A 26108-nucleotide genomic window follows, 5' to 3' on the forward strand; every position below is an offset into this window, starting at 1 on the left:
GCCGGAAGCCGCATGTCAAACGGCAAAACCTTCGGTTCCGCAGCGTTTGCGTCAGCTTTTGGACGAAACGCGACATGAAGGCAAGGGAGGAGGAGCGGGCACCGATTGAGCCAGCCTGACGCCAGCAGAGCCGGCGACTGCCGCATCCAGCGCCGAATGGCTCGCCATTGCCGGGAACCAACGTCCATTTCACATGCGCGCCATGGGCTGCTACGGATTGAGTGGAGGAGCGAGGGTATCGTCACGGATCCCGGATTTTCCAGGAGGCAGCATGCAGTTCAAGCGCAGGAGGAACCCGGTTGCCACGCTGCGCACGGCGCCGGCCTTCGAACATATCGTCACCGAGGCGAGCGACAGTTTTCTGTGGCGGCTCGACGACTATCCCTGGGAACGCAATGTCTGGAACTTCCATCCGGAATTCGAAATCCATTTGCTAAAAAAATCGTCCGGCGTGGTCCTGGTCGGCGATCACATCGGTGAGTTCGGCCCGGGCTATCTCTCTATTGTCGGTGGCGGCCTGCCGCATGACTGGGTGACGGCGGTGCAGCCGGGCGAGCTGATCGAAGGCCGCGACATCGTCCTGCAATTCGATGCGCAGCGGCTGCGCGGCTCGGCAGGCCTGTTGCCGGAACTGCGCGAACTCGAGCCGTTCCTCGAACGGTCACTGCGCGGCATCGTCTTTCACGGCCGCACCGCTCTGGAAGGCGCCGAACTGATGGAGCGCATGGGAACGGTGCATGGGCTCGCCCGCCTCTGCCTGTTCCTCGAACTGGTCGACCTCCTGGCGAGGACCGACGAATATGAGCTCTTGTCCTCGCCGGATTTCTCGCCGGTTCTCGACGCCGCTTCGCTCGACATCATCCAGCGCACGCTGACCTATCTGTTCCAGCATTTCGCCGAGGATCTGAAGCTGCCCGATGTGGCCGAATTGGCCGGAATGACCGAGAGCACATTCTCGCGCTTCTTCCAGAAGAACACCGGCAACGCCTTCAGCGACCACCTCGCCAAGCTCCGGCTCTGGCAGGCCTGCAAGCTGCTTGCCGACACCGATGTTGCGATCACCGACATCTGTTTCCAGGTCGGCTACATGAACATCTCGAACTTCAACCGCGCCTTTTTGCGCAAGCACAAGATGACGCCGTCCTCCTATCGCAAACTGTCGCGCCAGCGGCTGACGCTACGCGCATAAGCGCGCCCTAAAATCAACGGCTTAGGCGGGATCGATACTCGTGTGAAGGACTTCGCCGCGAGGCGCCGCATTTTGCGCTGCACAATGCATAAAAGTACAGGTTTGCTGCAACGGGGCTTCTAGCTTGCCCTGATTGAACTCCTCATTTTGGCGATGGGTGGCATGTCGTTCGGGCGATGGTGAGGATCGCATGACCCGAGGACTTGCGCTTCCTGCGAATATTCCTGGAGGAGAAAAGATCATGAAACCAGTTAGGCTCGCTGCCAGCCTCGGCGCAGCTTTCGTGCTTTCCGCTACCGTTTCCACCATCGCCTTGGCGCAGGCGCCGGTCTGCTCTGCGCCGGTCAAGGTGCTGGCGCAGCCACGTGACGGCCTGACGCTTCTGGAGGACTCCAAGGCCGAGTTCCAGAAGCTTGCCGGCGCCAGCTTCCAGATCGACTATCTCAACGAGAACGACCGCCGGGCAAAGTCGCGCGCCGATGCGTCCACCGTCGGCAATTACAACGTCTATTATGTCGACGAAGCCAATGTCGCTTTGTTTGCGTCGTCGAAATGGATCGTGCCGCTGACCGATTATTATCCGGCTGACTATGATTATGCCGACTTCGATCCCGGCCGCCAGAAGGTCGCCACCTATGACGGCAAGGTCTGGTTCGCGCCGCTGACCGGCGGCGGCGACCTGATGGTCTACCGCAAGGATGTGCTCGAGGCCGCCGGCATCCAGCCGCCCAAGACGTTGGACGAGCTGATCGCCGACGTGCCGAAGCTGACCAATCCGGACAAGGGCATGTACGGCATCGCGCTGCGTGGCGCACGCGGTTCGGGCGCCAATGTCTGGCGCTGGATGCCCTTCTTCAAGGCCTATGGCGGTAAATGGTTCGACGGCGACAAGCCGGCTTTCAATTCGGAAGCGGCCGTCAAGGCGACCGAGACCTATCTGAAGCTGTTCAAGGACTCGGCCCCCGGCACGCAGACCGGCAGCTGGGATGAATCGACCGGCGCCTTCCTGTCGGGCCAGGTGGCGATCCTCGTCGAATCGACGCCGCTGTCGGGCATGGCGGTCGATCCGAAAACCTCGCAGGTGGTCGGCAAGATCGGCTTCCTGCCCCCACCGTCACCGCTCACCGGCGGCGGCTATGGCCATGGCCTGGCTATCGCGGCAAAGGCCAATGCCGACGACGCCTCGAAGAAATGCGCCGGCCTGTTCATCGCCTGGGCGACATCGAAGGAAAACGAGAAGCGCCGGCTCGACGCCCATCAGTTCGGGGAACTGAACCGCACCAGCATCCTGTCCAGCAAGGAATTCGCCGACATCTATGGTGCCGATCTCGGCCAGGCGCTGGCCGAGACCGGTAAGGTCACGGCGGTCAACTTCTGGCAGGATCCGCGCTGGCCCGATCTCGGCGATCGCTGGGGCATCATCCTTGAGGAACTGGTCACCGGCACCCGCACCGACGTCAAGGGCGGCCTCAACGAACTCGAGGCCTATGCCAACGAGCTGGTGAAAAAATAAGCCATCCTCCCCCTGCGGCGCGCGATCCGCGGCATTCAAGCGAATGTCGGGATCTGTGCGCCGCAGGTCTCCCTTTTTTCGTCGCTGCCGAGACGCAGCCAGGGATAGACAGATGCCTCGACGCTCTTCCTTGCCGGTCACTTTCGTCGTGCCGACGCTCGCCATCCTGCTGGTCCTGTCGATGGTGCCGACGCTCTACGCGATCGTCATCGCCTTGCAGAACCGCGAGCTCTCCTCGACAACCTATTCCTATGTCTGGTTCTCGAACTTTTATGACCTGTTCTTCGACCGCCGTTTTCTCAATGCCGTCTGGGTGTCGGTGAAGTGGGAGTTCGTCACGGTCATCGCGACGATGGTCGTAGCCATCGGGCTCGGCGTGCTGATGTTCGAGGTCGCCAGCCCGCGCCTGCGCAACGTCTACTGCCTGCTGTTCATCATCCCGGTGCTTTTGCCGCGCGTTTCGGCGGCCTTCGTCTGGAAGTTTGCCTACCATCCGCTCTACGGCATCGCCACCTATCCCTACAGGCTGATCACCGGCGGGTTGATCTTCGATCCGCTGTCGAAGCCGGCGACGGCCTTGTTCGCCGTCGCGTCGGTCGATGTCTGGCAGTGGGGCCTGTTCTTCGCCGTCATCGTGCTGAAGCTGCTCGAAACCCTGCCGCCGCAGCCGATCGAGGCGGCACGGCTCGACCACGCCAAACGCTGGCAGATCCACGCTTATGTGACCTTGCCGATGCTGAAAGCGCCGCTGATCAGCCTGATGTTCGTCAAAATGATCGAGTCGTTGCGCTCCTTCGACCTGATCTATGTGATGACCCGTGGCGGCCCCGGCGTGGCCACCGAAACGCTCGACATGTACGCCTTCTCGCAAGGCTTCATCGAATCCGGCAAGGTCTCCTACGCCTCGGCGATGGCAGTGCTGATGATGATTGCCACCGTCATCACCTTCACCATGCTGTGGAAGCGGGTGCAGGCATGAGGCCGGGACGTCTGATCGGCAGGATCGTGCTGGCATTTGCCGGCTTCATGGCCGTGTTTCCGCTGCTGTGGACCGCGCTCAATGCGCTGAAGAACAATGTCGACATCATCACGCGCGTGCCGCGCCTGGTGTTCACGCCGACACTGGCCAACATCAGCTACATCATCGGCCGCGACAGCGTGCTCACCGGGCTCTACAACTCGGTCGTCGCTTGCGGCTCGGCCGTGCTGATCGGTGTCGTGCTCGGCCTGCCGGCAGCCTACGCCGTGGCGCGCTATCCCAACCGCTGGGCCGGCGACATTCAGTTCTTCGTGCTGTCGCTGCGCTTCCTGCCGCCGGTGGCGGTCGCCATCCCGCTGATGGTGATCTGGCTGCAGGTCGGCCTCTACGACACTTTGCCGGCGCTGATCATCACCTATTCGCTGCTCACCATCTCGGTGATCATGTGGCTCGCCATCCCCGCCTTCCAAAGCGTGCCGAAGGAAATCGAGGAAGCAGCCTTCGTCGACGGCTACGGCGCCTATTCGGTGTTCTGGCGGATCGCGTTGCCCGTGGCCGCCCGCTCCCTGGCAGGGGCGGTCGCCTTCAGTTTCGTTTTGGTCTGGAACGAGTTCCTGATCGCGCTGATGCTGTCGAGTTCCAACGCCAAGACCTTGCCGATCGTCGCCTCCGAACTCTCCCAGCAAGGCATGAATGTGCCGTGGGGCATTCTCAACGCGTCGGTCGTGCTGCTGTCACTGCCGCCGCTGCTGTTCCTCGGCGTGCTCAGCGGCTTCCTGAATTCCGTTTTTCGACAAAAAAAGACTTGATGCGAGGATTACCCGATGCGGGCTTTGGTGCTTGAGAAAAAAGGCGAACTGTCGCTGCGCGAGATCGCGTTGCCGCTCGATGTCGGGCCTGACGACGTCAAGATCGCCATCCACACGGTCGGCGTCTGCGGCAGCGACGTGCACTATTACACGCATGGCGCCATCGGCAGCTATGTCGTGCGCGCGCCCATGGTGCTCGGTCACGAAGCCGCGGGAACGGTTGTCGAGACCGGCGCCAATGTCGAGACGTTCAAGGTCGGCGACCGCGTCTGCATGGAGCCGGGCGTGCCGAACCTGTCGTCGCGCGCGACAAAGCTCGGCATTTACAATGTCGACCCCGACGTCAGTTTCTGGGCGACGCCGCCGGTGCATGGCGTGCTCGCGCCCTACGCCGTGCATCCGGCCGCCTTCACCTACAAACTGCCGGACAATGTCTCCTTCGCCGAGGGCGCAATGGTCGAGCCCTTCGCCATCGGCATGCAGGCGGCAAGCCGTGCCCGCATCGTCCCAGGCGATGTCGCTGTCGTCGTTGGCTGCGGCCCGATCGGCATCATGATCGCGCTCGCCGCGCTTGCCGGCGGCTGTTCGAAAGTCCTGATTTCCGATTTTTCCGCGCCCAAGCTGAAGATCGCCGCGCAATATGCCGGCATCGTGCCGGTCAATATCGGCGAGCAGTCGCTGGTCGATGCCGTCGCGGCCGCGACCGACAATTGGGGTGCCGACATCGTCTTCGAGGCCAGCGGCAGCCCGAAGGCCTTCGCCAACCTGTTCGATGTCGTACGGCCGGGTGGCGCGGTGGTGCTGGTCGGGCTGCCGGTGGAGCCGGTGGTCCTCAACGTGCCGGCGGCGATCTCGAAGGAGGTGCGCATCGAGACGGTGTTCCGCTACGCCAACATCTTCGACCGCGCCTTGCAGCTGATCGCCTCCGCCAAGGTCGACCTCAAACCGCTGATCACCGGCACCTATGATTTCGCCGACAGCATCAAGGCATTCGAGCGGGCTGCCCAAGGCAAGCCGGAAGACGTCAAGCTGCAGATCCTGCTCACTGGCGAGAAGGGCTGACCATGTCCGCGATTGTTTGCTCCCATGTCGACAAGGCCTATGGCGCCACATCAGTCATCCGCGATCTCAACCTCACCATCGAGGAGCACGAATTCGTCGTCTTCCTCGGCCCGTCCGGCTGCGGCAAGTCGACCTTGCTGCGCATGCTGGCGGGGCTGGAGGATATCAGCGGCGGCGAGGTCTCGATTGGCGGCAAGGTGGTCAACGACCTCGATCCGGGCGACCGCGGCATCGCCATGGTGTTCCAGAACTACGCGCTCTATCCGCACATGACGATCTTCGACAACATCGCCTTCGGGTTGCGGCGCCAGAAGGTGCCGGCGGCCGAGATCCGGAAGCGGGTCGAAGCGGTGTCGGGGACGCTCGGGCTGGAGCCCTATCTCGGCCGCAAGCCCGCCGAACTCTCCGGCGGCCAGCAGCAGCGCGTAGCGATCGCACGGGCCATGATCAAGACGCCCAAAGTGTTCCTGTTCGATGAGCCGTTGTCCAATCTCGACGCCAAATTGCGCAACCATATGCGCGTCGAGATCGCGCGCCTGCACCAGTCGCTGAAGACCACCACCGTCTACGTCACCCATGACCAGCTGGAAGCAATGACGCTCGCCGACCGCATCGTGCTGCTCAAGGAAGGCGTCATCGAGCAGATCGGCTCGCCGGCGGAAATCTACCGCCGGCCCGGCAACATGTTCGTGGCCGGCTTCATCGGCACGCCGAACATGAATTTCGTCGAGGTCACGGTCAGCCGGGCCGGCAACGGCTGGACACTGACCGGCGCGGGAACGGTGCTGTCGATAGACGGCTCAGGCTTTCATCTCGAGGCAGGCCATCGCGCCGTGCTGGGGATCCGGCCGCCGGACCTGAAGACGGCCGGCGCCGGGGTCGCCGGCATCTTGCAAGGCACGGCCGATCTCATTGAATTCCACGGCAATGATGCGCTGGTGACATTCGGCTCCGGCGGCAAGGAGGTCAGCGCGCTGGTTCCGGCACGCGAATGCCCGCTGCTGAATGCCCCTGTCCGCTACACCTTCGAGGAAGAAAGCATCCATTTGTTCGACGCGACGTCAGGCGCGTCGCTGCGCAAGCAATAGCGCAAAAAACTACCGAATCGCGTCGAGTGCCTGTCGCTGGCGGTGCATCTCCAGGAAAATCCGGTAGTCGCGATCGAAGCGGGCGCCGGCAGCCGGGTTGGCGGCGCGCCTCTTGCCGCCCTGCTGCATGGCAAGGCAGGCGGCGTTGAGGTCGGGGAACAGCCCGGCGGCGGTCGCGGCAACCATACCGGTGCCGAGCAGCACCGCCTCGTCGGCCAGTGGCTCGACCACCGTGCAGCCGGTGGCGTCGGCATAGAGCTCCATCAGCAGCGGGTTCTTGGTGTGGCCGCCGGTGACGTGCAGCGTGTCGATCAGGTAACCGTTCTCGTTCAGCGCCTCCAGCACATGGCGCACGCCGAGCGCGATTCCGACGGCGGTGCGCCAGTAAAGTTTGCACAGGCTGTCGAAGGAGGAATCCAGCGTCAGCCCGCTGACGACGCCGACGGCGTGCGGATCGGCGAGCGGCGACCGGTTGCCGTGAAAGTCAGGCAGCACATGCAGGCGTGCGGCGAGGTTCTCGCCCTCGGTGGCGCGCAGTTCGGCGACACGCCCGGCGATCTTGGCATGCATGGCGGCGTCCGGCTCGCCGCCGGCGCCGTGCCAGCGGATGATGTGGTCGAGCAAGGCGCCGGTGGCCGACTGGCCGCCTTCCGACAGCCACAGCTTCGGAAGGGCTGCGCCGTAATAGGGACCCCATACGCCGGCGAAAGGTTGCGGGTCGGGCGACATCGCCATGACGCAGCTCGATGTTCCGGCGATCAGCGCCAGATGCCGGCCGATATCCTGATCGTCACCGGCAAAGCCGCCGAGCACGCCAAGCGCGCCGGCATAGGCATCGATGACGCCGGCGCCGACCCGGCAGTTTTCCGTCAAGCCGAGCTCCGCCGCCGCTTGCGCCGTCAGCGGACCAATGTCGGCGCCGACCGGACTGGCCCGCTCCGGCAAATTGCCGTGTTCAAAGAGATCGTCGAGGCCAACGATTTCGAAGAAATCGCGCTGCCATGCGTTTTCCTCATGCGCCAGATAGGTCCACTTCGCTGTCAGCGTGCATTGCGAGCGAGCCAGCGAGCCGGTCGCCTGCCAGGTCAGGAAATCGGCGAGGTCAAATAGGTAGCCGGCTTCATTCCAGCTCTTTCGCAAATTGCGCTTCAGCCACATCAGCTTCGGCGTCGCCATCTCCGGCGACATGACGCCGCCGATATAGTTGAGCACTTCGTGGCTGCTCGCCGTGCATTCGTCGGCTTCGGCAATGGCGCGGTGGTCGAGCCAGACTATGGTGTCCCAGCGCTTGTCGCCGGTGGTCGAAACGCTGAGCTGTTCGCCGTGCCGGTCGCGCACGACCAGCGAGCAGGTGGCATCAAACGAGATGCCGACAATATCTTGCGCCGCAACGCCGGCTTTTTCGCGGGCGGCACGTACTGCAACGCAGACCGCCGACCAGATATCGCGCGAATCATGCTCGGCGTGATCAGGCTTTGGCTGGTTCATGGCGATCGGCCGATCGGCACGGCCGAGCAAGCTACCACTGGCGTCGAGAATGCCCGCACGAGCGCTCCCGGTGCCGACATCGACCGCGCAAACAAATTGTTTCGTCAAGATGCTCTAACTCTCGCTCCCAGGCCTGCAATCAGATCGGGCAATTGCAGCATGTCAGCGAATATAAAGTCCGGTTCACTCGACGCAAGCCGCGCTTTTAGTGCGGGGTTGCCGGCATGGGCGCCGCCGGTGAAGGCAAGGACGCGCATACCTGCCGCGCGCGCCGCCGCGACGCCGGCCGGACTGTCCTCGATGACGACGCATTCGCGCGGATGGGCCTTCATGCTGGCAGCGGCGTGGAGGAAAAGATCCGGCGCCGGCTTTCCCTTGGCCACCATGGCGGCGCTGAACAGATGCGGCTCCATCAGCCCGAGCAGGCCGGTGACGTCGAGCGCATAGCGGATGCGCTCCAGCGTGCCGGAGGAGGCGACGCAGAACGGCAGGCCGAGCTTGGGCAACATCTCCTTGACGCCGGGGATCGGCTTCAACTCCTCACGGAATTTGCGCATCAGGTCGACACGCATGGCGGTCAGATGCTGATCGCTGATCTCCAGGCCGAAGTTGCGGCGGAGAATCTCGCGCACGCTTTTCATGCTCTTGCCGAGGAAATGCTCGTAGGCGGCGTCTTCGTCGACGCTGCCGCCGGCAAGTTCGATCATGCCGAGCAGCGCCGAGACGGAAAGCGCTTCGCTGTCGACCAGCACGCCATCGCAGTCGAAGATGACCAGTTCAGGCGTCATGATGCCTGATAGCTCTCAGAGCTTGCCGGCGATGTAGCGCGTCAGCGTGGCGCGGGCGCCATTGGCCCACAACACGTTGAGCGCATGGCCGAAGGCCTCGACGAAGGCTGTGGCGCGGCCGACATCGCCATAGATGTCCTCCATCGCCAGCCACGCGGCGGGCACATCCTTTGCCGCCTTCGCTGTCGCCTGCAAACGGTCCCAGCTCGGGTCGTTGGGTTCGATGACGGCACCGCTGTCTGATGTACCGAAGCAATAGCGACACCACAGCGCCGATTCCAGCGCCAGCCCGGAGACACTCTTTCCCGCCTTCAGACGGTCGGCGATGGTCGGGATGATGAATTTCGGCTGGCGGTTGGAGCCGTCGAGGCAGAGCCGGCGGATGGTGTCGCCGATCTTGGGATTGGAGAAGCGCTTCTCGATGAGCTGGTAATACTCCTCCAGCACCGTGTCCGGCACCGGCGGCACCGTCGGAATGATCTCGTCATGCTCGAGCTTGTCGAGAAAGCTACGCACCAGCGGCTCCTGCATCGCCTCATGGACGAAATGGATGTCCATCAGCCCAGCCGGGTAGGCGATGGTGGCGTGGCCGCCATTGAGGATGCGGATCTTCATCAATTCGTACGGCGCGACGTCCTTGACGAACTGCACGCCGACCTTTTCCAGCGGCGGACGGCCGTCGGTGAAATGGTCTTCCAGCACCCACTGCCGGAACGGCTCGCAGAACACCGGCCAGTTGTCCTCGACGCCAAAATCCTTGGCCAGGATGCCGCGTTCGCGATCCGTGGTGGCAGGGGTGATGCGATCCACCATGCCGTTCGGGAAGGCGACGTGCTCGCTGACCCAGTTGGCCAGATCCTCGTCGATCAGCCGTGCCAGACCAATGACGCCGTCCGACGTGACATGGCCGTTGTGAGGGATGTTGTCGCAGGACATCACGGTGAACGGCACGGTGCCCTCGTCGCGCCGGCGCACCAGCCCGGCTAGAATGAGGCCGAACACCGTTTTCGGCGTGGCGCCCGGCTGCGCGTCGGCGACGATGTCGGGATGGGCGGGGTTGAAGACGCCCGACGCCGGGTCGATGAAATAGCCGCCTTCGGTGATGGTCAATGAGACGATCTTGATCGCCGGGTCGGCAAGCCTTTCGATGATGCCGGCCGCATCCCCCGGCATCAGGAAGTCGATCATGGCGCCGGTGACACGGGCGCTCATATGGCCGTCATCCTGCTCGACCACCGTGGTCAACCAGTCCTGCTCTTCCAGCTTGCCGCGGCCGATCTTCTCGCCGTCGAACACACCGGCGCCGACCAGCGCCCAGTCATGGCCGATGCCTGCATTGAACAGATCGTCGAGATAGACGGCCTGGTGCGAGCGATGGAAATTGCCGACGCCGAAATGCACGATGCCGGCCCTCAGCTTGGCACGGTCATATTTCGGACCGGCGACCTTGGCGGGGAGGTTGGCGAGAGTGGCGGAAGAGAGTTTCACGGTCATCTGTTTTACCCTTTGGCCGGGCTTCGGCCTCGTTACTCCGCCTCTCCCCGTCCCATCGGGAGAGGGCAAGGGCGGCACATGCCTTGCGAGGCCGATGCGGCCTCTGATGTTGGCCTCTGCTTCTCGCGGAGGAACGAGAAGCAGAGGCCGGCCCCCCTCAACTCATCCACTGGCCGCCATCGACATTGTAGGTCTGGGCGACGATGTATTCGGCTTCATCGCTGGCCAGGAACACGGCCATGCCGGCGAGGTCCTCGGGCTTGCCCATGCGGCCGTAAGGCACCCCTTCGCCGACGAGCCTCTTCTTCTCGCCCTTCGGCCGGTTCTCGTATTTGGCGAACAGGGCGTCGACCTGGTCCCACATGTCGCTGTCCACGACCCCGGGCGCGATGCCGTTGACGTTGATGCGGTGCTTGATCAAGTCGAGCCCCGCTGACTGGGTCAGCGAGATGACGGCTGCCTTGGTGGCGCAATAGACACCGACCAGCGCCTCGCCGCGCCGCCCGGCCTGGCTTGCCATGTTGATGATCTTGCCGCCCTTGCCCCGCGCGATCATCGAGCGGGCGGCCGCCTGCAGCATGAACAGCGTGCCGGCGACATTGACGGAGAACAGTTTCTCGTAGCTCGCCCGCGATATCTCGATGATCGGCGCCAGGTCGAACAAAGCGGCGTTGTTGATCAAGATATCGAGCCCGCCGGCCTTGCTTTCCACCGTCTTCACCGCGGCATCGATCGATGCCTGGTCGGTGACATCGAGTTTCACCGCATAGGCTTTGCCGCCGATCTCGCCGGCTGTCTTCTCGGCGGCTTCCGGGTTGATGTCGGCAATTGCCACGACAGCACCTTCGCGCGCATAGGCCTCGGCGAACGCTTTGCCAATGCCACGGGCCGAACCCGTGATCAGCGCCGATTTGCCGGCCAGGCGCATGCTCACATCGCCTTTCCGTCGGCACCGAACCGGTGCAGCTTGGCCTTGTCGGGCGTCAGGTAGATGGTGTCGCCGTGATGGACGGCGAGCTCGCCATCGGCGCGCACCGTCAGCGGCCCGACGCCGTCAGCTTGAACGTGCAGGAACGTGTCGGAGCCCAGATGTTCGGCGACGCCGACGGTGGCCTTCCATTCGCCTGCCGTGGTCGAGATTTCCATGTGTTCCGGACGGATGCCGATGGTCTTGGTGCCGTGTTTGGCGGCCGGCGCGCCTTCGATCAGGTTCATCTTCGGCGAGCCGATGAAGCCGGCGACGAACAGGTTCTTCGGCGTCTTGTAGAGTTCCATCGGCGAACCGACCTGCTCGATATTGCCGGCATTCAGCACGACGATCTTGTCGGCCATGGTCATGGCTTCGACCTGGTCGTGGGTGACGTAGATCATCGTCGTCTTGAGCTGATGGTGCAGCTCGCTGATCTCCAGGCGCATCGTGCCGCGCAGTGCGGCATCGAGGTTGGACAGCGGTTCGTCGAACAGGAATGCGGTCGGCTGACGCACGATGGCACGACCGATGGCGACGCGCTGGCGCTGGCCGCCGGAAAGCTGGCCGGGCCGGCGTTCCAGATAGTTGGTAAGGTTGAGCACGCGCGCCGCGTCTCCCACCTTCTTCTCGATGGTGGCCTTGTCTTCGCCGGCCATCTTCAGCGGGAAGCCGATGTTCTTGGCCACCGTCATATGCGGGTAGAGCGCGTAGGACTGGAACACCATGGCCAGCTTGCGCTTGGCCGGTGCTTCGCCGGTGACGTCACGGCCGTCGATGTTGATGGTGCCGCCGCTGGTGTCTTCGAGACCGGCGATCAGCCGCAGCAGCGTTGACTTGCCGCAACCCGACGGGCCGACGAAGACGACGAACTCGCCATTCTCGATCACCAGGTCGAGGCCGGGGATGATGGACGTCGATCCGAAGGACTTGGAGACGTTCTTGAGCGTGATGTTTCCCATGGTTTCCTCCCCGAGGGGTTATGTCCTGCCGATTGCTTCAGGCAAATTCCGTTACTTCACGGCACCGAATGTCAGGCCGCGCACCAGCTGCTTCTGGCTGAACCAGCCCATGATCAGGATCGGTGCGATGGCCAGCGTCGAGGCCGCCGAAAGCTTGGCCCAGAACAGGCCTTGCGGGCTGGAGAACGAACTGATGAAGGCGGTGAGCGGTGCAGCTTCGGTGGTCGTCAGCCGGATCGTCCAGAACGCTTCGTTCCAGGCCAGGATGATGTTGAGCAGCATGGTCGAGGCGATGCCCGGCACCGCCATCGGTGTCAGCACATAGACGATCTCGTTCCACAGCGAAGCTCCGTCCATGCGCGCCGCTTCCAGGATTTCGCCGGGGATTTCGCGGAAGTAGGTGTAGAGCATCCACACCACGATCGGCAGGTTGATCAGCATCAGCATGATCATCAGGCCGATGCGGCTGTCGAGCAGGCCGAGATTGCGGAAGATCAGGTAGATCGGGAACAGCACGGCGACCGCAGGCATCATCTTGGTGGACAGCATCCACATCAATATGTCCTTGGTCCGCTTGGTCGGCGAGAACGCCATCGACCATGCCGCCGGAATGGCGACCAGCAAGGCCAGGATGGTCGAGCCGACCGAGAGCAGCACCGAGTTCAGGAAGAACTTGAAGTAGCCGCTCTGCGCCTGAACCTCGGTATAGCTCTCGAATGTCCCCGACGGGATCATGCTGAAGCCCTGGATGGCTTCCTGCTCTGACTTCAACGAGGTGATGATCGTATAGAGGATCGGGAAGAAGATCAGCAAAGCGACGATCCAGGCCGCAACGGTCGCGATTGTCTTGTGCTGGGTGGTGACTGAGCGTGCCATCGTGTCCTCCCTTACTTGTCCAGGTTCTTGCCGACGGCGCGCATGGCGAAGAAGGCAACGATGTTGGCGAGAATGACAGCGATGATGCCGCCGGCGGATGCCTGGCCGATTTTGAACTCGAGCAAGGCCTTCTGGTAGACGAGGAAGGGCAGGTTGGTGGAGGCGTATCCCGGACCGCCATTGGTGGTGACGAGGATCTCGGCGTAGACGGAGAGCAGGAAGATCGTCTGGATCAGGATGACGACGGTGATGGCGCGCGACATGTGCGGCAGCGTCAGATGGATGAATCGGCTGACAAAGCCGGCGCCGTCCATCTCGGCGGCTTCCTTCTGCTCACCGTCGAGCGACTGCAGGGCGGTCAACAGGATCAGCGTTGCAAAGGGCAGCCATTGCCAGGCGACGATGATGATGATCGCCAGCATCGGATGCTGCCCGAACCAGTCGATCGGTTGCGCCCCGAAGAAGCGCGCTATATCGGCGAAAACGCCATATTGCGGATGCATGATCATGTTCTTCCAGACCAGTGCGGCCACCGGCGGCATGACGAAGAACGGCGAGATGACGAGGATGCGCACGATCCCCTGTCCCCACATCGGCTGATCGATCAAAAGCGCCAGCAGGATACCGCCGATCACCGTGATCAGCAGCACGCTGATCACGAGGGTAAGCGTGTTGAGGATCGACTGCAGGAAGGCCGGGTTGGAATAGAACAGCGCGTAGTTCGACAGGCCGACAAAGCCATCACGAACCGGGTTGAGCGGATTGTACTGCTGGAAGGAGAACCACAGCGTGAGTGCCAGTGGAACAACCATCCAGACCAGCAGCAGGACGACAGATGGCGCCATCATGAAACGGGCAAGCGAACGGGTCTGCTGAGTAGCCATGACGGTCACCCTTCAATGGTCAGACGGAATTTTCAGAGGCGTTGGAAAGGCGGCCGCCCGAACTGGGATTCGGGCGGCCGTTGCCGGTCAAGGAGGCGACCGGCATTCGGCACCGGGAGGAGCCTTACTTGATGTAACCGCCTTCGGTCATGGTCGCGGTGGCCGCGTCCTGTGCCTGCTTCAAGGCATCGTCGACGCTCGACTGGCCGGCAAGAGCCGCCGAGAAGAGCTGACCGACGGTGGTGCCAAGGCCCTGGAACTCAGGGATGGCGACGAACTGGACGCCGACATAGGGCACCGGCTTCACGGTCGGATGCGTCGGGTCGGCAGCGTTGATGGAGTCCAGCGTCATCTTGGCGAACGGAGCCGCCTTCTGGTACTCGGCATTGGCATAGAGCGAGGAGCGCGTGCCCGGAGGAACATTGGCCCAGCCTTCCTTCGAAGCGACGAGCTCGGCATAGTGCTTGCTGGTCGCCCACGAGACGAACTTCTCGGCGGCGTCAGCTTTCTGCGTGCCGGCCGGAATGGCCAGCGACCATGCCCACAGCCAGTTGCCGCGCTTGCCGAGCCCATTGTCGGGCGCCAGGGCGTAGCCAACCTTGTCGGCGACGGTCGAGTTCTTCGGGTCCGAAACGAAGGACGCGGCGACGGTGGCGTCGATCCACATGCCGCACTTGCCCTGCTGGAACAGCGCCAGGTTTTCGTTGAAGCCGTTGGAGGATGCGCCCTCGGGGCCGTCGGCCTTCATCAGGTCGACATAGAACTGCAGTGTCTTCTTCCACTCGGGCTGGTCGAACTGCGGCTTCCAGTTCTCGTCGAACCAGCGGGCGCCGAAGGAGTTCGACATGGCGGTCAGGAAGGCCATGTTCTCGCCCCAGCCGGCCTTGCCGCGCAGGCACACACCGTTCACGCCATTGGCGCGATCGGTCATCTTGTCGGCGGCCTGGCGGATGAAGTCCCAGGTCGGTGCGTCGGGCATCTTCAGCCCGGCCTTGTCCATCAAATCCTTGCGGTACATGACGAAGGAGCTTTCGCCGTAGAAGGGCGCGGCATAGAGCTTGCCGTCGACCGAAAGGCCGCCGGCGATGGCCGGGATGATGTCCTTGGCGTCGTAGTCGTCGCCGAGCTTGTCGAGCGGCAACAGCCAGCTCTGCTTGGCCCAGATCGGAACCTCGTAGGTGCCGATGGTCATCACGTCGTACTGGCCACCCTTGGTGGCGATGTCGGTGGTGACGCGCTCGCGCAGCACGTTTTCTTCGAGCGTCACCCAGTTCAGCGTGATGTCGGGGTTAGCCTTGGTGAAGTCTTCGGTCAGCTTCTGCATGCGGACCATATCGCCATTGTTGACGGTGGCGATGGTGATGGATTCGGCATGTGCGGCAAAAGCGAGAGCGCTGGCCGACAACAAGCCCAGGGTGAGCGTGCGCAGTTTCATCAAATTCCTCCCATGAACCAAGATGAGCATTTGCCTTGGCTCTGAGCAATTACTCACTTGCCGTGAATTATGTCAAGCCGGATTCGATGCTGCAGCGCAGCACTCGGCCTTGCCGGCGCACGACGCAGGCATGGAAATTTGGGACGGCAGGCCGCGCCCGCGCCGGATATCAGGCGACGGGGCAGGAAGGCGTGGAAGCTTGGATCGGGTGAAACGGGCCTGTCAGCAGGCGATCTCGGCCAGCAGCCAGTCGCGGAAGGCGCGGATCTTCGGCACGTTGCGGCGCGCTTCGGGATAGACCAGCCAGTAGGCATGGCCATCGTCGCCGACCAGGTCGAAGGGCTGGATCAGGCGACCTTCGGCGAGTTCGGCCTTGAACAGCGCCCGGGTCAGGATCGCCACGCCATGGCCGGCGATAGCCGCATTGGCCTCATAGGCTTGCGCGCCCATGCTGCTGCCGGGCCGCTTGGCAAGATCGTGCGCATGGACGCCCGCGGTCTCGAACCATTGCGACCACCAGACGTCGCCCGGATCGAGGATCGGCAGCCGCAACAGGTCGGCCGGCTCCTTGACGCCGCCAATGCTCGCCGCGAGCTTCGGGCTCAGCATCGGCGTGAAATCGGCATCGAGCAGCTTGTGCGCTTCCAGCCCCGGCCATTTGCCGCCGCCCGAGCGGATGGCGATATCGGTATCCTCGCGGGCGAAATCCGTCAGTCGGCTCGATGTCTCGAGCCGAACAGCAAGGGCTGGATGGGCCATCTGGAAGGAGCCCAGATGATGCGCCAGCCAGTTCGAGGCGAAGGTCAGCACCGTGGTGACGCACAATAGCCCGTCGGCGCCGCCGCGCGCCGCGGCATAGGCCTGGCCAAGAATGGCAAAGGCCTCGCTGACCGCCGGCGCCAGCCGTTGCCCGGCTTCGGTCAACTCGATCTGCCGCGGCCGGCGCAGGAACAGCGGTGAACCGACACGCTCTTCCAGCACCTTGATCTGATAGCTGACGGCAGCCTGCGTCATGCCGAGTTCGACGGCGGCCTTGGTGAAGGAAAGATGCCGCGCCACCGCTTCGAACACCCGGATCGCCTGCAGCGGGGGGAGTTGCGAAAGCTGTGGCGAGCTCAGATCCGGCATAAGGCCTCCTTATGGGTCCTTATCGACGTTCGATTGGCAAAGCTGGCCGGCAAGACCGACATTCCTGTCAACCCGTCATTCGGGTTCAGGATAGCGAAGGTTGACGATCATGACCATGACGCAGCAAAAATGCACTCCGGCTCCCGATCACCGCTGGATTTCGTGGCTTACGGACGGATTCGGCTGGTTCGCGATAAGGAAAAGGGCACATCTCGACATCAGGGACCTGTCGCCGCATCTGCAACGCGACGTCGGTTTCCTCGATGGCAACGACCCCTTTGGCAGGCACAGATAGACTTGTTGGCTTTATCGCAAAAGCACGCGGCAGGGCTTACCGGTCAGATGCTGGCCAGCAGGGCGGTCGCCGTCCGCTCATCGGTGATCAGCCCATTGACCAGCCGGCGGTTCACGGCCGCCAGGATCCCCGGCAGCTTGCGCTCGCCCATGGCCAGCGCAATCACCAGTGATTTTTCGCGCGACGGCAGCGACGCCGACGACACCCGGTCATTGGTGATGCCCTCGATCATGCGGCCATCGCGATCGAACACCCAGCCGACGATCTCGGCGATGCCGCCCGCTTTCTGCAAGGCCTTCAACTCGCTTTCGGAAATGAAACCGTCCTCATAGAGCGGCGCCTTCGGGCCGAGGTCGCCGATGCCGATGAAGGTGACGTCGGCTTCCGCCGCAAGCGCCAGCGTCGGCTGGATCATCGGCTGATTGAGCAGCATCTCGCGCTCCTGCGGTGAGGAAGCGATGACCGGCAATGGCATCGGGAAGGAGCGTGCCTTGACCCGGTCGGCCATGGTGAAGATGACGTTGTAGAAGGCGGCCGAACCATCCGGCGAGATGTTGCCGGTCAAAGACACCACCTTGTGCTGCGGGCATTCCATCGGCGGCAATTGCTCGATCGCCGCCTTCAGCGTGCGCCCGGTGCCGATGCCCATGACGATCGGCGTCGGCGAGCGCAGCCGCCGCTCGATCTCGGCGGCCGCCGCCTCGGCGATGCCGATGGTGGTGGAGGATGAATTCGGATCGCTCGGCACCACTTCGACCAGGTCGAGCGCGAAGCGCGATCTCAGCCGGGCCGCCAGGTCAAGGCAGTTGGCGATCGGATGGTCGACACGAACCTTGATCAAGCCTTCCGACACCGCCAGCGACACCAGCCGCTGCGCCGTCTGCCGCGAAATGCCGAGCGTGGCGGCGATCTGGTCCTGTGTGTTGCCGGCAACATAATAAAGCCAGCCGGCGCGCGCCGCGTCGTCCAGCCTGTTGCTGCCGCCATCCTGCCGGGTATTCACGTCCTGCCTCCCCAAGGCCGCCGGTTATCAAGGCGGTCCGCTCTTAGTTTCGCAGGGAACGGCAGTCTGCGCAATTGTCAATATCAAGGGCAATTGTTCGCAACTGCGAGACAGGGATTGTCCCGCCGACAATCTTTGGCTGGAGAAAGCAAGGCGGCTTCGGCTCCAGTCGCAGCCACCTTCTGTGATCCCGACGGTTTATCTCCCGGCGCAAACCCTTTAAGGGGATCGCAAAAGGAGCGCTGCATGACACCGAAGGCGGTTTTCTGGGACATGGACGGCACGCTGGTCGACAGCGAGCCGCTGCACGAGGCGGCCCTGGTGGCAGCGATGCGCAATGTCGGTCTAAAGCCGCCGACCGACCTGCATGAGCGCGTGCTCGGCGTCGCCGCCTGGCCGGTCTACGAGATGATGCGCGACGAGTTCGGCCTGGACTTGGCCTTCGACGATTGGATCATGCGCAAATACGAGCACTATCTGCCGCTGGTCGAGGGCCTGAAGCCGCGCCCGGGCGCAATCGAGGTCTTCAACGAATTGCGGGCGCTTGGCGTGCAGCAGGCGGTGGTTTCCAATTCGGACCGGATGATCGTCGACGCCAATCTGCGCATGGTCGGCCTCATCTATCCCGGCATGAAAACGATCAGCCGCAACGATGTGCGCGAAGGCAAGCCGCACGCCGAACCCTTCCTGCGCGCCGCCTATCTGGCTGACGTCGATCCAGCGCACGCGGTCGCGGTCGACGACAGCTGGCCGGGCGCCATGGCGGGTCTGGCGGCGGGCATGAAGACGATCTTCTGGCCGGAAAAGCCGATGGAAGGACCGCCCGGCGCCGTCGTCATCAACAGCGCCGAGGAATTGCGGGCCGAGCTCGGTCTTTAATTCCGGTAGACGGGTTCCTGCTCGTCGAGGATCGCCTTCAACTCGGCGAGATGACGCTCGGCCTGGCCGGGATAATCATCCATCTCGCTGGCCGCCTTCTCGGCGATCGCGTCGGACAGCGTGCGCAGCGGGCGGCCGGTCCACAGCGCCTTGATGTAGGTCTCGGCGGCACGCTCAAAATAGAACATGCGGTTGAAGGCATCGGCGACCGTGTCGCCGATGACCATCACACCGTGATTACCCATCACCATCACCTTGACCTTGGGATCGGTCAGAAGCTGCGAGCAGCGCTCGCCCTCTTCCTCGAAGGCCAGCCCGCCATAATGGGCGTCGACGACATGGCGCTTGAAGAACATCGCCGAATTCTGGTCGATCGGCGGCAGAGTTGAATCCGCAAGCGAGGCCAGCACCGTGGCGTGGATGGAATGCACATGCATGGCGCAGCGCGCATGCGGCACGTTGCGGTGGATGGCGCCGTGCAGGCCCCAGGCGGTCGGATCGGGCGCGTTGGGGCCGGTCAGCGTTTCGGGATCGTTGGCGTCAATCAGCAGCAGGTCACTCGCCTTGATGCGCGAGAAATGCACCTGGTTGGGGTTCATCAGGAATTGCGTGCCGTCCTCGTTGACCGACAGCGAGAAATGATTGGCCACCGCCTCATGCATGTTGAGCCGCGCCGTCCAGCGGAAGGCCGCGGCGAGATCGACGCGCTCCTCGTAGTAGGGCAGATTGGTCAGCGTTTCCTTCTGCAGGCGGGCAATGCTCATCGAAAATCCTCCGGTTTTGGCCAGAATGCCGCGACCGACGGCCACCCGCAACGGGTTTTGGTTGGTGCAGGGAGAGCTTCTTGTCTGTCAGGCTGCGGTACTGGTGACCGTCGCAACCCTCAGACCGCCATGCTCGACGATGAAATCGATCACTTCCTGCAACCCCTTGCCACGTGAAAGGTCGGTGAAGCCGAACGGCCGCTTGCCGCGCATGCGGCCGGCGTCGCTCTCCATGACGTCGAGGTTGACGTTCACATAGGGCGCCAGGTCGCTCTTGTTGATGATCAGGAAATCGGAACGGGTGATCGCCGGTCCGCCCTTCCTCGGGATCTCCTCGCCCTGGCAGACCGAGATGACATAGAGCGTCAGGTCCGCAAGGTCCGGCGAGAACGTGGCGGCAAGGTTGTCGCCGCCGGATTCGATGAAGATGATGTCGAGATCGGGGAATTTCCGATTGAGTTCGGCGATCGCCTGCAAATTGATCGAAGCGTCCTCGCGGATGGCGGTATGCGGGCAGCCGCCGGTCTCGACGCCGACGATGCGGTCTTCCGGCAGTGCCTGCAGCCGGGCCAGCATCATGGCGTCTTCCCTGGTGTAGATATCGTTGGTGACGACGGCGATGGAAAACTCATCGCGCAGCGCCTTGCAGAGTTTTTCGGTGAGCGTCGTCTTGCCGGAGCCGACAGGGCCGCCAATGCCGATGCGCAGCGGGCCATTTTTCTGTGTCATGTCGGGAACTCCATGATGGCAAGGATGGCGAAGCCTAGCCCGATCAACAGGCAGAGCGGCGAATAATAACGGACATCGAGCCGGGCGAAAGGTTGCTCGGGCGCCAGCCGCCGCCACCACGGCGTGAAGCCGGCAATGCCGCGCCCCAGGAACACCAGCCCGATGAGCAGTGAGGTTGCGGCAAGGCCTTCCCTGGGGAAGGGCGAAGCAAAGAAGCCGATGAGCGCCAGCGGCCAGAGCGTCGCCAGACCGAGACAGGCGGCAACGGCGAAACTGGCAAAAGGCGTCGGCATTTCGTCGACACCGCGAAAACCGACAACGGCGCGGGCGCAAGAGGCGCCGTCCGTACCCGGCCAGATGCCGCCAATGCCCCAGTAGACATGCAGCGCCGTGATCAGCAGCAGAACAATGGACAGTGCAAAGGCGAGGAGGATCATGAGCGGAACAGCCGCGAGTACTGGGTTTCGTGCTTCATCGCCACGACGTCGGAGACGAAGGCGCAACCGCCGAGATCGTCCAATGTCGATCCGGATGCTCGGGCGGCGGTCGATAGCGCCAGCGGCTCGAAGCCGGCCAGCAACGTGGTGGCCTCGCTCTGTCCGACGACACTGAGCCTGATCGCCGCCTGAACGAGATTGGAGAAGAAGGCTTGCAGGAAGGCGGCCAGGGCGTCCTGAAGTGCAATGCCATGGCCGCCGGCAACAGCGCCGACAGCGACGCAATAGGCGCATTCTGCCGGCAAGCGCTCCAGCACGGGATTGGGCCAGGCGGCGGCGGCCTTGAGGAAGGCTGAACCTTGCAGCATGGTCTCGGTGTGGCGTTCGCGCGAGCCGGCGAGCGCCTCGGCCAGGGAGGCGACTTCATCGAGATCGCCGCCTTCGCGGGCGCGACACCAGCTCTCGGAAAACAGCACCGCATCGTTCCAGCCCGAACCCATTTCAACCAGCGTTTCCAGCCAGGCAGCCAGGCTCCCGGCATCGACAACCAGCCCGTCATGCACCGCGCGCTCCAGGCCATGGCTGTAGGCAAAGCCGCCGACCGGGAAGGCCGGCGACAGCCACGCCATCAGCCGCAGCAGGGCGATGTTCGAAGGTTGGTCAGTCATGGTCGTGGTGATGACCGTCGTGGGAATGGCTGTGGGAATGAGAATGCGATTCGCTGTGCGCGTGAGAGTGCGCTTCACCGTGGCCATGCGCATGCGCCTCGGCGTGGCCGTGATCGTGGCCATGCCCGCCACCATGGCCGGAATAGGCGCCGCGCACCGGCTTGAACGGTTCGGAAACCTCGCGCACCGTGGCGCCAAGCCCTTCCAGCATCGCCTTGATGACGTGGTCGCGCAGGATGACGATGCGATCCGCCTCGATGCCCGCCGCGAGGTGGCGGTTGCCAATATGCCAGGCAAGTTCGGTCAGATGCACGCCGTCGCGGGCGCGGATGTCATAGACTTCTTCCGGCGCGGCAAGGATCTCGACATGACGGCCATCCTCCAGCACCAGCCGGTCGCCATCGTTGAGGGCAACAGGCTCGGGCAGATCGACCAGTACCTTGCTGCCGTCTGACAATTCGATGGCGCGGCGGCGCAGATGCCGCTCGTCGTGAGGGAGAACCGCTTGGCCGGAGGGCGCTGTGGATCCCACACTGCCAGCGGGCAGCACGGAGACGGCGCGCGGGAATTTGGTGAAGTCGGTGTTGAGGTTGAGTTTCATTTCGTGGCTCCGCCATTTGCTTGTGCCCGTGCGCGGGCGGGCCGCGAAAGCACGCGGTCGAGATAGGCGTTGACGCGCTCGGACTCGATCGGGAATTTTCCGGCGCGAGCCCAACTGCCCATGTCGCCCAGCAACACGTCGACGGCGGAAAATCGGTCGCCAAGCGCAAAATTTTTGTCGCCAAGCCGGCGGTCCAGCGCCTTGGCTTCCGAAGCGAAATCATAGGCCGCGGCGGGGCCGACATCGACCCGCACCTCCTTCGGCAGCAGGAAGCGGTGGCGCAATTTGTTCCACAGCGGAGCCTCGAACTCGCTCTGGGCAAAATGCATCCAGGAATCCAGCTCTGCACGGCCGGCGACGCCCGGATTGGCGCCCATCCCCTTGTCGGCGTGCTTGTCGGCCAGATAGACGCAGATCGCCGCCGAATCCGTTACCGTCAGCTCGCCGTCGATGAGGATCGGCACCTTGCCCGACGGGTTGAGCGCATAGGCTTCCGGCGAGCGCAGTTTCACTTCGACGAATTCATAGGGCTGCCCGAGTTCCTCGAGCATCCAGAGAACGCGGCTGACCCGGGATCCGCGCGATCCAATGGCCTTGTACATAGTAAAATCCTGCCTTTCCCCAGACTCTAGACCATCCGCTATGGTCATACGATCGTGTCGAAGAGCCGCAGGATGAACGATATCTGGTAGATCAGCGCCGCCGCGACGAAGGCGATATGGAAGCGGCGGTCGCGCACCAGGATTGCGGCAATGCACAGTGCCACGAAGACCGGCGTGCGGAACAGATATTCGTTGCCGAAGCGGGCGAAATGCTCCGGCCCTTTCAGCAGCGTATCGATGACGTCGAGCAGATAGGTCGCGGCCAGCAGGCCGAAGAACCAGCCCCGGCGCGAATAGAAGAAATCCTCATAGCTGGTGTAGTCCAGCATCGAATCCGGAAACAGCAGCGCGCAGAGCAGGAACAGCGTGATCGCGTAGAAGATGATGAAAAGGTATTTGCCGAAGGTCCAGGTCTCGATGGCGTAGAGGCCGAACTCCCACCACCAGAAATGCACCAGCATCAACAGCACCGAGGCGACCCAGGCCAGGTGCACGGGATAGAGCCGGTACTGGCCGGGATGCTGGACGATCCGCGCCACCCCTGACAGCAGGCGGGCGACGCCAAGTCCGATCACCATGCCCATGACGATGCGGATATGCGGGAAGATATCGTGGGGGGAGGCGATTTCGGTGGCCATGCCCTAGTCGCGAATGAGTTGATCCGGCAACCAAGGCGCGCCAGGGAAAAATTCCTGATTGAGCACGTCGGCAATTTGATAAGGACAATCGACGGGGAAATTCCTTTCGGGCATACCCGTTTCGTCAATCGCTTTCAGTCGGGCAAACTCGAATTCGCCAGAAAGCTGCGTTCCCGGATAGGTCTTGAGGCTTGGACTTTCATCGATCAGCTTCTTGATCTGATACCGCTGCTCTCGAATGGTGAGCAACCAACCTGCCTTGCGTCGTTCCGCCTGGAACTGCCACTTCAGCAGATGCAAAAGCAGCGTGCCAAGTCTGTTCGCAATCTCCCTCTTGTCACTCCGCCCCAAACTCTCGATCTCCTCGGCAAGATTCTCGCGATCGAGGTCGGAAAGAAGACCTTCGCGCAATAGCGCGCCCTGTTCGGCGCACCACTGAGCATAGTCTGTCTCAATGGGTGTAGACTTATGCCGCCGCTGTATCTGGATCTTGTTCATGGTCGCATAATGCGCCGTTTTCGATCCCAAGCCAATCGTTACCCGCCAATCACTATTCGCATCAAAACAGAAAATACCGCTGCGCCATCGGCAATACCGTAGCCGGCTCGCAGGTCAGCAATTCACCGTCGGCACGGACCTCGTAGGTCTCGGGATCGACCTCGACATGCGGCGTGGCGTCGTTGAGCACCATCGAATGCTTGCCGATGCCGCCGCGGGTGTTTTCGACAGCGACGAACTGCTTGTCGACGCCAAGCCGGCCATGCAGCCCCGACTCCAGTGCTGCCTTCGAAACGAACGTCACCGACGAATTGGTCCTGGCCTTGCCATAGGCGCCGAACATCGGCCGGTAGTGCATCGGCTGCGGGGTCGGGATCGAGGCGTTGGGGTCACCCATCGGGGCGGCGGCAATCATGCCGCCGATCAGCACCATGTCCGGCTTGACGCCGAAGAAGGCCGGGTTCCACAGCACGAGATCGGCGCGTTTGCCGACGGCAATCGAGCCGATGTCTTTCGACAGTCCATGCGCGATGGCCGGGTTGATGGTGTATTTGGCGATGTAGCGGCGGACACGGAAATTGTCGTTGTTACCGGTTTCCTGCGGCAGCGAGCCGCGCTGGCGCTTCATCTTGTCGGCGGTCTGCCAGGTGCGGATCGCCACCTCGCCGACACGGCCCATCGCCTGGCTGTCCGACGAGATGATCGAGAAGGCGCCGATATCGTGCAGGATATCCTCCGCCGCGATCGTCTCCTTGCGGATCCGGCTTTCGGCGAAGGCGATGTCCTCGGGGATCGACGGCGACAGATGGTGGCAGACCATCAGCATGTCGAGATGCTCGGCCAGCGTGTTGACGGTGTAGGGCCGCGTCGGATTGGTCGACGACGGGATGACATTGGGCAGGCCGCAGACCTTGATGATATCAGGCGCATGGCCACCGCCCGCACCCTCGGTGTGGAAGGCATGGATGGTGCGGCCCTTGATCGCCGCGACGGTGTTTTCGACAAAGCCGGATTCGTTCAGCGTATCGGTGTGGATCATCACCTGCACGTCGTACTCGTCGGCCACCGACAGGCAGCAGTCGATCGCCGCCGGCGTCGTGCCCCAATCCTCGTGCAGCTTCAGTGAGCAGGCGCCGCCCAGCACCATTTCCTCCAGTGCCGCCGGCAACGAAGCATTGCCCTTGCCCGACAGGCCAATATTCATCGGAAAGGCATCGAAGGACTGGATCATGCGCGCCATGTGCCATGGTCCCGGCGTGCAGGTGGTGGCCAGCGTGCCATGCGCCGGGCCGGTGCCGCCGCCGAGCATGGTGGTGATGCCGCTCATCAGCGCTTCCTCGATCTGCTGCGGGCAGATGAAGTGGATATGCGCGTCGAAGCCCCCGGCGGTGAGGATCTTGCCCTCGCCGGCGATGATTTCGGTACCGGGGCCGATGATGATGGTGACGCCATCTTGCATGTCCGGATTGCCGGCCTTGCCGATCGAAGCGATGCGGCCATCCCTGAGGCCGATATCGGCCTTGAAGATACCGGCGCTGGCGTCGACCACCAGGGCGTTGGTGATGACGGTGTCGACCGCGCCCTGGGCGCGCGACACCTGGCTTTGGCCCATGCCGTCGCGGATCACCTTGCCGCCGCCGAATTTTACCTCTTCACCGTGAATGGTGAGGTCCTTTTCAACCTCGATGAAGAGTTCGGTGTCGGCCAGCCTGACCTTGTCGCCGACTGTCGGGCCATACATCTGGGCGTAGGCGGCGCGGGTGATTCTGGCCATCAGCGATTGCTCCCGAAATGCGATTTGGTTGAGCTGCACATTGCCGCCATCCAATGGTCATTCAATGACCCGCTGGGCGACACCTTCTGATCCCATTTGGCGGTTGAGGTTGACAGGTCACCCCGAAACGACCGTTTGCCAAATCGATGGAAGGAAAATCCATGCGCAAAACGATAGTTCTTGCCGCCGCTGCCAGCCTGATGCTGGCCGGTGCCGCCAGTGCCCAGCAGCAACCTGCTCCGGCCACGCCTGCCCCCGCTCCAACCACGCCCGCTCCCGGCGGTCAGCAGGCCGCGCCGGCAATCCAGAGCGTCAACATTGTCGACATCACCGAGCTGCCAAAGGACACCCAGACGCAGGTCAATCAGGTCATCGCCCAGCGCGGCGATGAAGGCCTGCAGAAACTGCGCAGCTCGATCGACGCCACCCCCAAGGTGAAGTCCGCTCTCAAGGCCAAGGGGATCACCTCGGCGCAAGTGGTCGCGGCCAGCATGGAGCCTAACGGCGCGCTGACCCTGATCACCAAGAAGGCCAGCTGACGAAGCGGCGCGGCGGGCC

28 protein-coding genes are annotated in these 26108 nt (G+C 63.0%); 9 read left to right on the forward strand and 19 right to left on the reverse strand.

Going from position 1 to position 26108, the window contains the following annotated elements; all coding sequences use genetic code 11:
- Positions 1-271: 271 nt before the first annotated feature.
- The 6 genes from AC1DX0_RS01090 (at position 272) to AC1DX0_RS01115 (ending at position 6640) form a co-directional block, all read left to right on the forward strand.
- Positions 272-1189, forward strand: a complete 918-nt coding sequence (locus tag AC1DX0_RS01090; protein ID WP_477218789.1) for an AraC family transcriptional regulator — start codon at positions 272-274, stop codon at positions 1187-1189.
- 241 nt (positions 1190-1430) lie between these two features.
- Positions 1431-2702 carry an ABC transporter substrate-binding protein gene (locus tag AC1DX0_RS01095; RefSeq protein WP_477218788.1) on the forward strand — a complete coding sequence of 424 codons (1272 nt, stop codon included), beginning with the start codon at positions 1431-1433 and terminating at the stop codon, positions 2700-2702.
- Between the two features lie 112 nt (positions 2703-2814).
- A complete protein-coding gene (locus tag AC1DX0_RS01100) occupies positions 2815-3681 on the forward strand; it encodes a carbohydrate ABC transporter permease (protein WP_477218787.1) in 867 nt (288 codons plus the stop codon).
- On the forward strand, positions 3678-4490 hold the full coding sequence (locus AC1DX0_RS01105; RefSeq protein ID WP_172221141.1) for a carbohydrate ABC transporter permease: 813 nt from the start codon (positions 3678-3680) through the stop codon (positions 4488-4490). Before AC1DX0_RS01100 ends, AC1DX0_RS01105 begins: the two co-directional genes overlap by 4 nt.
- Before the next feature lie 15 nt (positions 4491-4505).
- A complete protein-coding gene (locus tag AC1DX0_RS01110) occupies positions 4506-5552 on the forward strand; it encodes an NAD(P)-dependent alcohol dehydrogenase (protein WP_477218786.1) in 1047 nt (348 codons plus the stop codon).
- Positions 5553-5554: 2 nt separating this feature from the next.
- Positions 5555-6640 (forward strand): ABC transporter ATP-binding protein, encoded by a 1086-nt coding sequence (locus AC1DX0_RS01115; RefSeq protein WP_477218785.1) that lies wholly within the window; start codon positions 5555-5557, stop codon positions 6638-6640.
- Between the two features lie 9 nt (positions 6641-6649).
- Here AC1DX0_RS01115 and AC1DX0_RS01120 read toward each other — a convergent pair whose 3' ends face one another.
- From AC1DX0_RS01120 to gcvA, 9 genes are all read right to left on the reverse strand, one after another.
- Positions 6650-8236, reverse strand: coding sequence for an FGGY-family carbohydrate kinase (locus AC1DX0_RS01120; RefSeq protein ID WP_477218784.1), 1587 nt, complete (start codon positions 8234-8236; stop codon positions 6650-6652).
- Positions 8233-8916: an HAD family hydrolase gene (locus AC1DX0_RS01125; protein WP_477218783.1), complete on the reverse strand. Its 684-nt coding sequence runs from the start codon at positions 8914-8916 to the stop codon at positions 8233-8235. Before AC1DX0_RS01125 ends, AC1DX0_RS01120 begins: the two co-directional genes overlap by 4 nt.
- 15 nt (positions 8917-8931) lie before the next feature.
- Positions 8932-10410, reverse strand: a complete 1479-nt coding sequence (locus tag AC1DX0_RS01130) for a mannitol dehydrogenase family protein (RefSeq protein WP_477218782.1) — start codon at positions 10408-10410, stop codon at positions 8932-8934.
- Between the two features lie 157 nt (positions 10411-10567).
- Positions 10568-11338, reverse strand: coding sequence for an L-iditol 2-dehydrogenase (locus AC1DX0_RS01135; RefSeq protein WP_477219105.1), 771 nt, complete (start codon positions 11336-11338; stop codon positions 10568-10570).
- Between the two features lie 2 nt (positions 11339-11340).
- A complete protein-coding gene (locus tag AC1DX0_RS01140; protein WP_477218781.1) occupies positions 11341-12339 on the reverse strand; it encodes an ABC transporter ATP-binding protein in 999 nt (332 codons plus the stop codon).
- A 51-nt stretch (positions 12340-12390) separates the two neighbouring features.
- Positions 12391-13215 (reverse strand): carbohydrate ABC transporter permease, encoded by an 825-nt coding sequence (locus AC1DX0_RS01145; RefSeq protein ID WP_477218780.1) that lies wholly within the window; start codon positions 13213-13215, stop codon positions 12391-12393.
- Between the two features lie 11 nt (positions 13216-13226).
- Positions 13227-14099: a carbohydrate ABC transporter permease gene (locus tag AC1DX0_RS01150; RefSeq protein WP_477218779.1), complete on the reverse strand. Its 873-nt coding sequence runs from the start codon at positions 14097-14099 to the stop codon at positions 13227-13229.
- 124 nt (positions 14100-14223) lie between these two features.
- A complete protein-coding gene (locus AC1DX0_RS01155; protein ID WP_477218778.1) occupies positions 14224-15534 on the reverse strand; it encodes an ABC transporter substrate-binding protein in 1311 nt (436 codons plus the stop codon).
- 222 nt (positions 15535-15756) lie between these two features.
- Complete coding sequence (gene gcvA, locus AC1DX0_RS01160; RefSeq protein WP_477218777.1) at positions 15757-16662, reverse strand: transcriptional regulator GcvA; 906 nt, start codon at positions 16660-16662, stop codon at positions 15757-15759.
- 109 nt (positions 16663-16771) lie between these two features.
- Here gcvA and AC1DX0_RS01165 point away from each other — a divergent pair, with 109 nt between their 5' ends.
- On the forward strand, positions 16772-16957 hold the full coding sequence (locus tag AC1DX0_RS01165) for a hypothetical protein (RefSeq protein ID WP_477218776.1): 186 nt from the start codon (positions 16772-16774) through the stop codon (positions 16955-16957).
- 43 nt (positions 16958-17000) lie between these two features.
- Here AC1DX0_RS01165 and AC1DX0_RS01170 read toward each other — a convergent pair whose 3' ends face one another.
- Positions 17001-17960 carry a sugar-binding transcriptional regulator gene (locus AC1DX0_RS01170; RefSeq protein ID WP_096452553.1) on the reverse strand — a complete coding sequence of 320 codons (960 nt, stop codon included), beginning with the start codon at positions 17958-17960 and terminating at the stop codon, positions 17001-17003.
- 246 nt (positions 17961-18206) lie between these two features.
- Between AC1DX0_RS01170 and AC1DX0_RS01175 the strand changes: the two genes are divergently transcribed.
- Positions 18207-18839, forward strand: coding sequence for an HAD family hydrolase (locus AC1DX0_RS01175; protein WP_477218775.1), 633 nt, complete (start codon positions 18207-18209; stop codon positions 18837-18839).
- Here AC1DX0_RS01175 and AC1DX0_RS01180 read toward each other — a convergent pair.
- The 9 genes from AC1DX0_RS01180 to ureC all read right to left on the reverse strand — a co-directional run bounded on the left by AC1DX0_RS01180 (position 18836) and on the right by ureC (position 25550).
- Positions 18836-19603, reverse strand: a complete 768-nt coding sequence (locus AC1DX0_RS01180; RefSeq protein ID WP_477218774.1) for a class II aldolase and adducin N-terminal domain-containing protein — start codon at positions 19601-19603, stop codon at positions 18836-18838. The two genes, AC1DX0_RS01175 and AC1DX0_RS01180, sit on opposite strands and share 4 nt — an antisense overlap.
- An 87-nt stretch (positions 19604-19690) precedes the next feature.
- The gene (gene ureG, locus AC1DX0_RS01185) at positions 19691-20332 is read right to left on the reverse strand and encodes an urease accessory protein UreG (RefSeq protein ID WP_477218773.1); all 642 of its coding nucleotides are present in this window, start codon (positions 20330-20332) and stop codon (positions 19691-19693) included.
- Complete coding sequence (locus AC1DX0_RS01190) at positions 20329-20769, reverse strand: DUF3995 domain-containing protein (RefSeq protein WP_477218772.1); 441 nt, start codon at positions 20767-20769, stop codon at positions 20329-20331. The genes ureG and AC1DX0_RS01190 overlap by 4 nt, the downstream gene beginning before the upstream one ends.
- Entirely contained in the window at positions 20766-21437 is a 672-nt protein-coding gene (locus AC1DX0_RS01195; protein WP_477218771.1) for an urease accessory protein UreF, read from the reverse strand. The genes AC1DX0_RS01190 and AC1DX0_RS01195 overlap by 4 nt, the downstream gene beginning before the upstream one ends.
- Positions 21430-22038, reverse strand: a complete 609-nt coding sequence (gene ureE / locus AC1DX0_RS01200) for an urease accessory protein UreE (protein WP_477218770.1) — start codon at positions 22036-22038, stop codon at positions 21430-21432. The genes AC1DX0_RS01195 and ureE overlap by 8 nt, the downstream gene beginning before the upstream one ends.
- Positions 22035-22640: a glutathione S-transferase family protein gene (locus AC1DX0_RS01205; RefSeq protein ID WP_477218769.1), complete on the reverse strand. Its 606-nt coding sequence runs from the start codon at positions 22638-22640 to the stop codon at positions 22035-22037. The genes ureE and AC1DX0_RS01205 overlap by 4 nt, the downstream gene beginning before the upstream one ends.
- 44 nt (positions 22641-22684) lie before the next feature.
- The gene (locus tag AC1DX0_RS01210; RefSeq protein ID WP_019862533.1) at positions 22685-23278 is read right to left on the reverse strand and encodes a hypothetical protein; all 594 of its coding nucleotides are present in this window, start codon (positions 23276-23278) and stop codon (positions 22685-22687) included.
- 3 nt (positions 23279-23281) lie between these two features.
- Positions 23282-23776, reverse strand: a complete 495-nt coding sequence (locus tag AC1DX0_RS01215) for a DUF29 domain-containing protein (RefSeq protein ID WP_477218768.1) — start codon at positions 23774-23776, stop codon at positions 23282-23284.
- Positions 23777-23837: 61 nt separating this feature from the next.
- Complete coding sequence (ureC, locus tag AC1DX0_RS01220; RefSeq protein WP_477218767.1) at positions 23838-25550, reverse strand: urease subunit alpha; 1713 nt, start codon at positions 25548-25550, stop codon at positions 23838-23840.
- Between the two features lie 161 nt (positions 25551-25711).
- Here ureC and AC1DX0_RS01225 point away from each other — a divergent pair, with 161 nt between their 5' ends.
- Positions 25712-26089, forward strand: a complete 378-nt coding sequence (locus tag AC1DX0_RS01225) for a hypothetical protein (RefSeq protein WP_477218766.1) — start codon at positions 25712-25714, stop codon at positions 26087-26089.
- Positions 26090-26108 lie beyond the last annotated feature (19 nt).

Source organism: Mesorhizobium sp. P3_A9, from assembly GCF_056402975.1.

Bases quoted from the DNA above. Each gene is read 5' to 3' on its own strand.
- AC1DX0_RS01090 (WP_477218789.1), top strand. From the start codon at position 272: ATGCAGTTCAAGCGCAGGAGGAACCCGGTTGCCACGCTGCGCACGGCG.
- AC1DX0_RS01095 (WP_477218788.1), top strand. From the start codon at position 1,431: ATGAAACCAGTTAGGCTCGCTGCCAGCCTCGGCGCAGCTTTCGTGCTT.
- AC1DX0_RS01100 (WP_477218787.1), top strand. From the start codon at position 2,815: ATGCCTCGACGCTCTTCCTTGCCGGTCACTTTCGTCGTGCCGACGCTC.
- AC1DX0_RS01105 (WP_172221141.1), top strand. From the start codon at position 3,678: ATGAGGCCGGGACGTCTGATCGGCAGGATCGTGCTGGCATTTGCCGGC.
- AC1DX0_RS01110 (WP_477218786.1), top strand. From the start codon at position 4,506: ATGCGGGCTTTGGTGCTTGAGAAAAAAGGCGAACTGTCGCTGCGCGAG.
- AC1DX0_RS01115 (WP_477218785.1), top strand. From the start codon at position 5,555: ATGTCCGCGATTGTTTGCTCCCATGTCGACAAGGCCTATGGCGCCACA.
- AC1DX0_RS01125 (WP_477218783.1), bottom strand. From the start codon at position 8,916: ATGACGCCTGAACTGGTCATCTTCGACTGCGATGGCGTGCTGGTCGAC.
- AC1DX0_RS01130 (WP_477218782.1), bottom strand. From the start codon at position 10,410: ATGACCGTGAAACTCTCTTCCGCCACTCTCGCCAACCTCCCCGCCAAG.
- AC1DX0_RS01135 (WP_477219105.1), bottom strand. From the start codon at position 11,338: ATGCGCCTGGCCGGCAAATCGGCGCTGATCACGGGTTCGGCCCGTGGC.
- AC1DX0_RS01140 (WP_477218781.1), bottom strand. From the start codon at position 12,339: ATGGGAAACATCACGCTCAAGAACGTCTCCAAGTCCTTCGGATCGACG.
- AC1DX0_RS01145 (WP_477218780.1), bottom strand. From the start codon at position 13,215: ATGGCACGCTCAGTCACCACCCAGCACAAGACAATCGCGACCGTTGCG.
- AC1DX0_RS01150 (WP_477218779.1), bottom strand. From the start codon at position 14,099: ATGGCTACTCAGCAGACCCGTTCGCTTGCCCGTTTCATGATGGCGCCA.
- AC1DX0_RS01155 (WP_477218778.1), bottom strand. From the start codon at position 15,534: ATGAAACTGCGCACGCTCACCCTGGGCTTGTTGTCGGCCAGCGCTCTC.
- gcvA (WP_477218777.1), bottom strand. From the start codon at position 16,662: ATGCCGGATCTGAGCTCGCCACAGCTTTCGCAACTCCCCCCGCTGCAG.
- AC1DX0_RS01165 (WP_477218776.1), top strand. From the start codon at position 16,772: ATGACCATGACGCAGCAAAAATGCACTCCGGCTCCCGATCACCGCTGG.
- AC1DX0_RS01175 (WP_477218775.1), top strand. From the start codon at position 18,207: ATGACACCGAAGGCGGTTTTCTGGGACATGGACGGCACGCTGGTCGAC.
- AC1DX0_RS01180 (WP_477218774.1), bottom strand. From the start codon at position 19,603: ATGAGCATTGCCCGCCTGCAGAAGGAAACGCTGACCAATCTGCCCTAC.
- ureG (WP_477218773.1), bottom strand. From the start codon at position 20,332: ATGACACAGAAAAATGGCCCGCTGCGCATCGGCATTGGCGGCCCTGTC.
- AC1DX0_RS01190 (WP_477218772.1), bottom strand. From the start codon at position 20,769: ATGATCCTCCTCGCCTTTGCACTGTCCATTGTTCTGCTGCTGATCACG.
- AC1DX0_RS01195 (WP_477218771.1), bottom strand. From the start codon at position 21,437: ATGACTGACCAACCTTCGAACATCGCCCTGCTGCGGCTGATGGCGTGG.
- ureE (WP_477218770.1), bottom strand. From the start codon at position 22,038: ATGAAACTCAACCTCAACACCGACTTCACCAAATTCCCGCGCGCCGTC.
- AC1DX0_RS01205 (WP_477218769.1), bottom strand. From the start codon at position 22,640: ATGTACAAGGCCATTGGATCGCGCGGATCCCGGGTCAGCCGCGTTCTC.
- AC1DX0_RS01210 (WP_019862533.1), bottom strand. From the start codon at position 23,278: ATGGCCACCGAAATCGCCTCCCCCCACGATATCTTCCCGCATATCCGC.
- AC1DX0_RS01215 (WP_477218768.1), bottom strand. From the start codon at position 23,776: ATGAACAAGATCCAGATACAGCGGCGGCATAAGTCTACACCCATTGAG.
- ureC (WP_477218767.1), bottom strand. From the start codon at position 25,550: ATGGCCAGAATCACCCGCGCCGCCTACGCCCAGATGTATGGCCCGACA.
- AC1DX0_RS01225 (WP_477218766.1), top strand. From the start codon at position 25,712: ATGCGCAAAACGATAGTTCTTGCCGCCGCTGCCAGCCTGATGCTGGCC.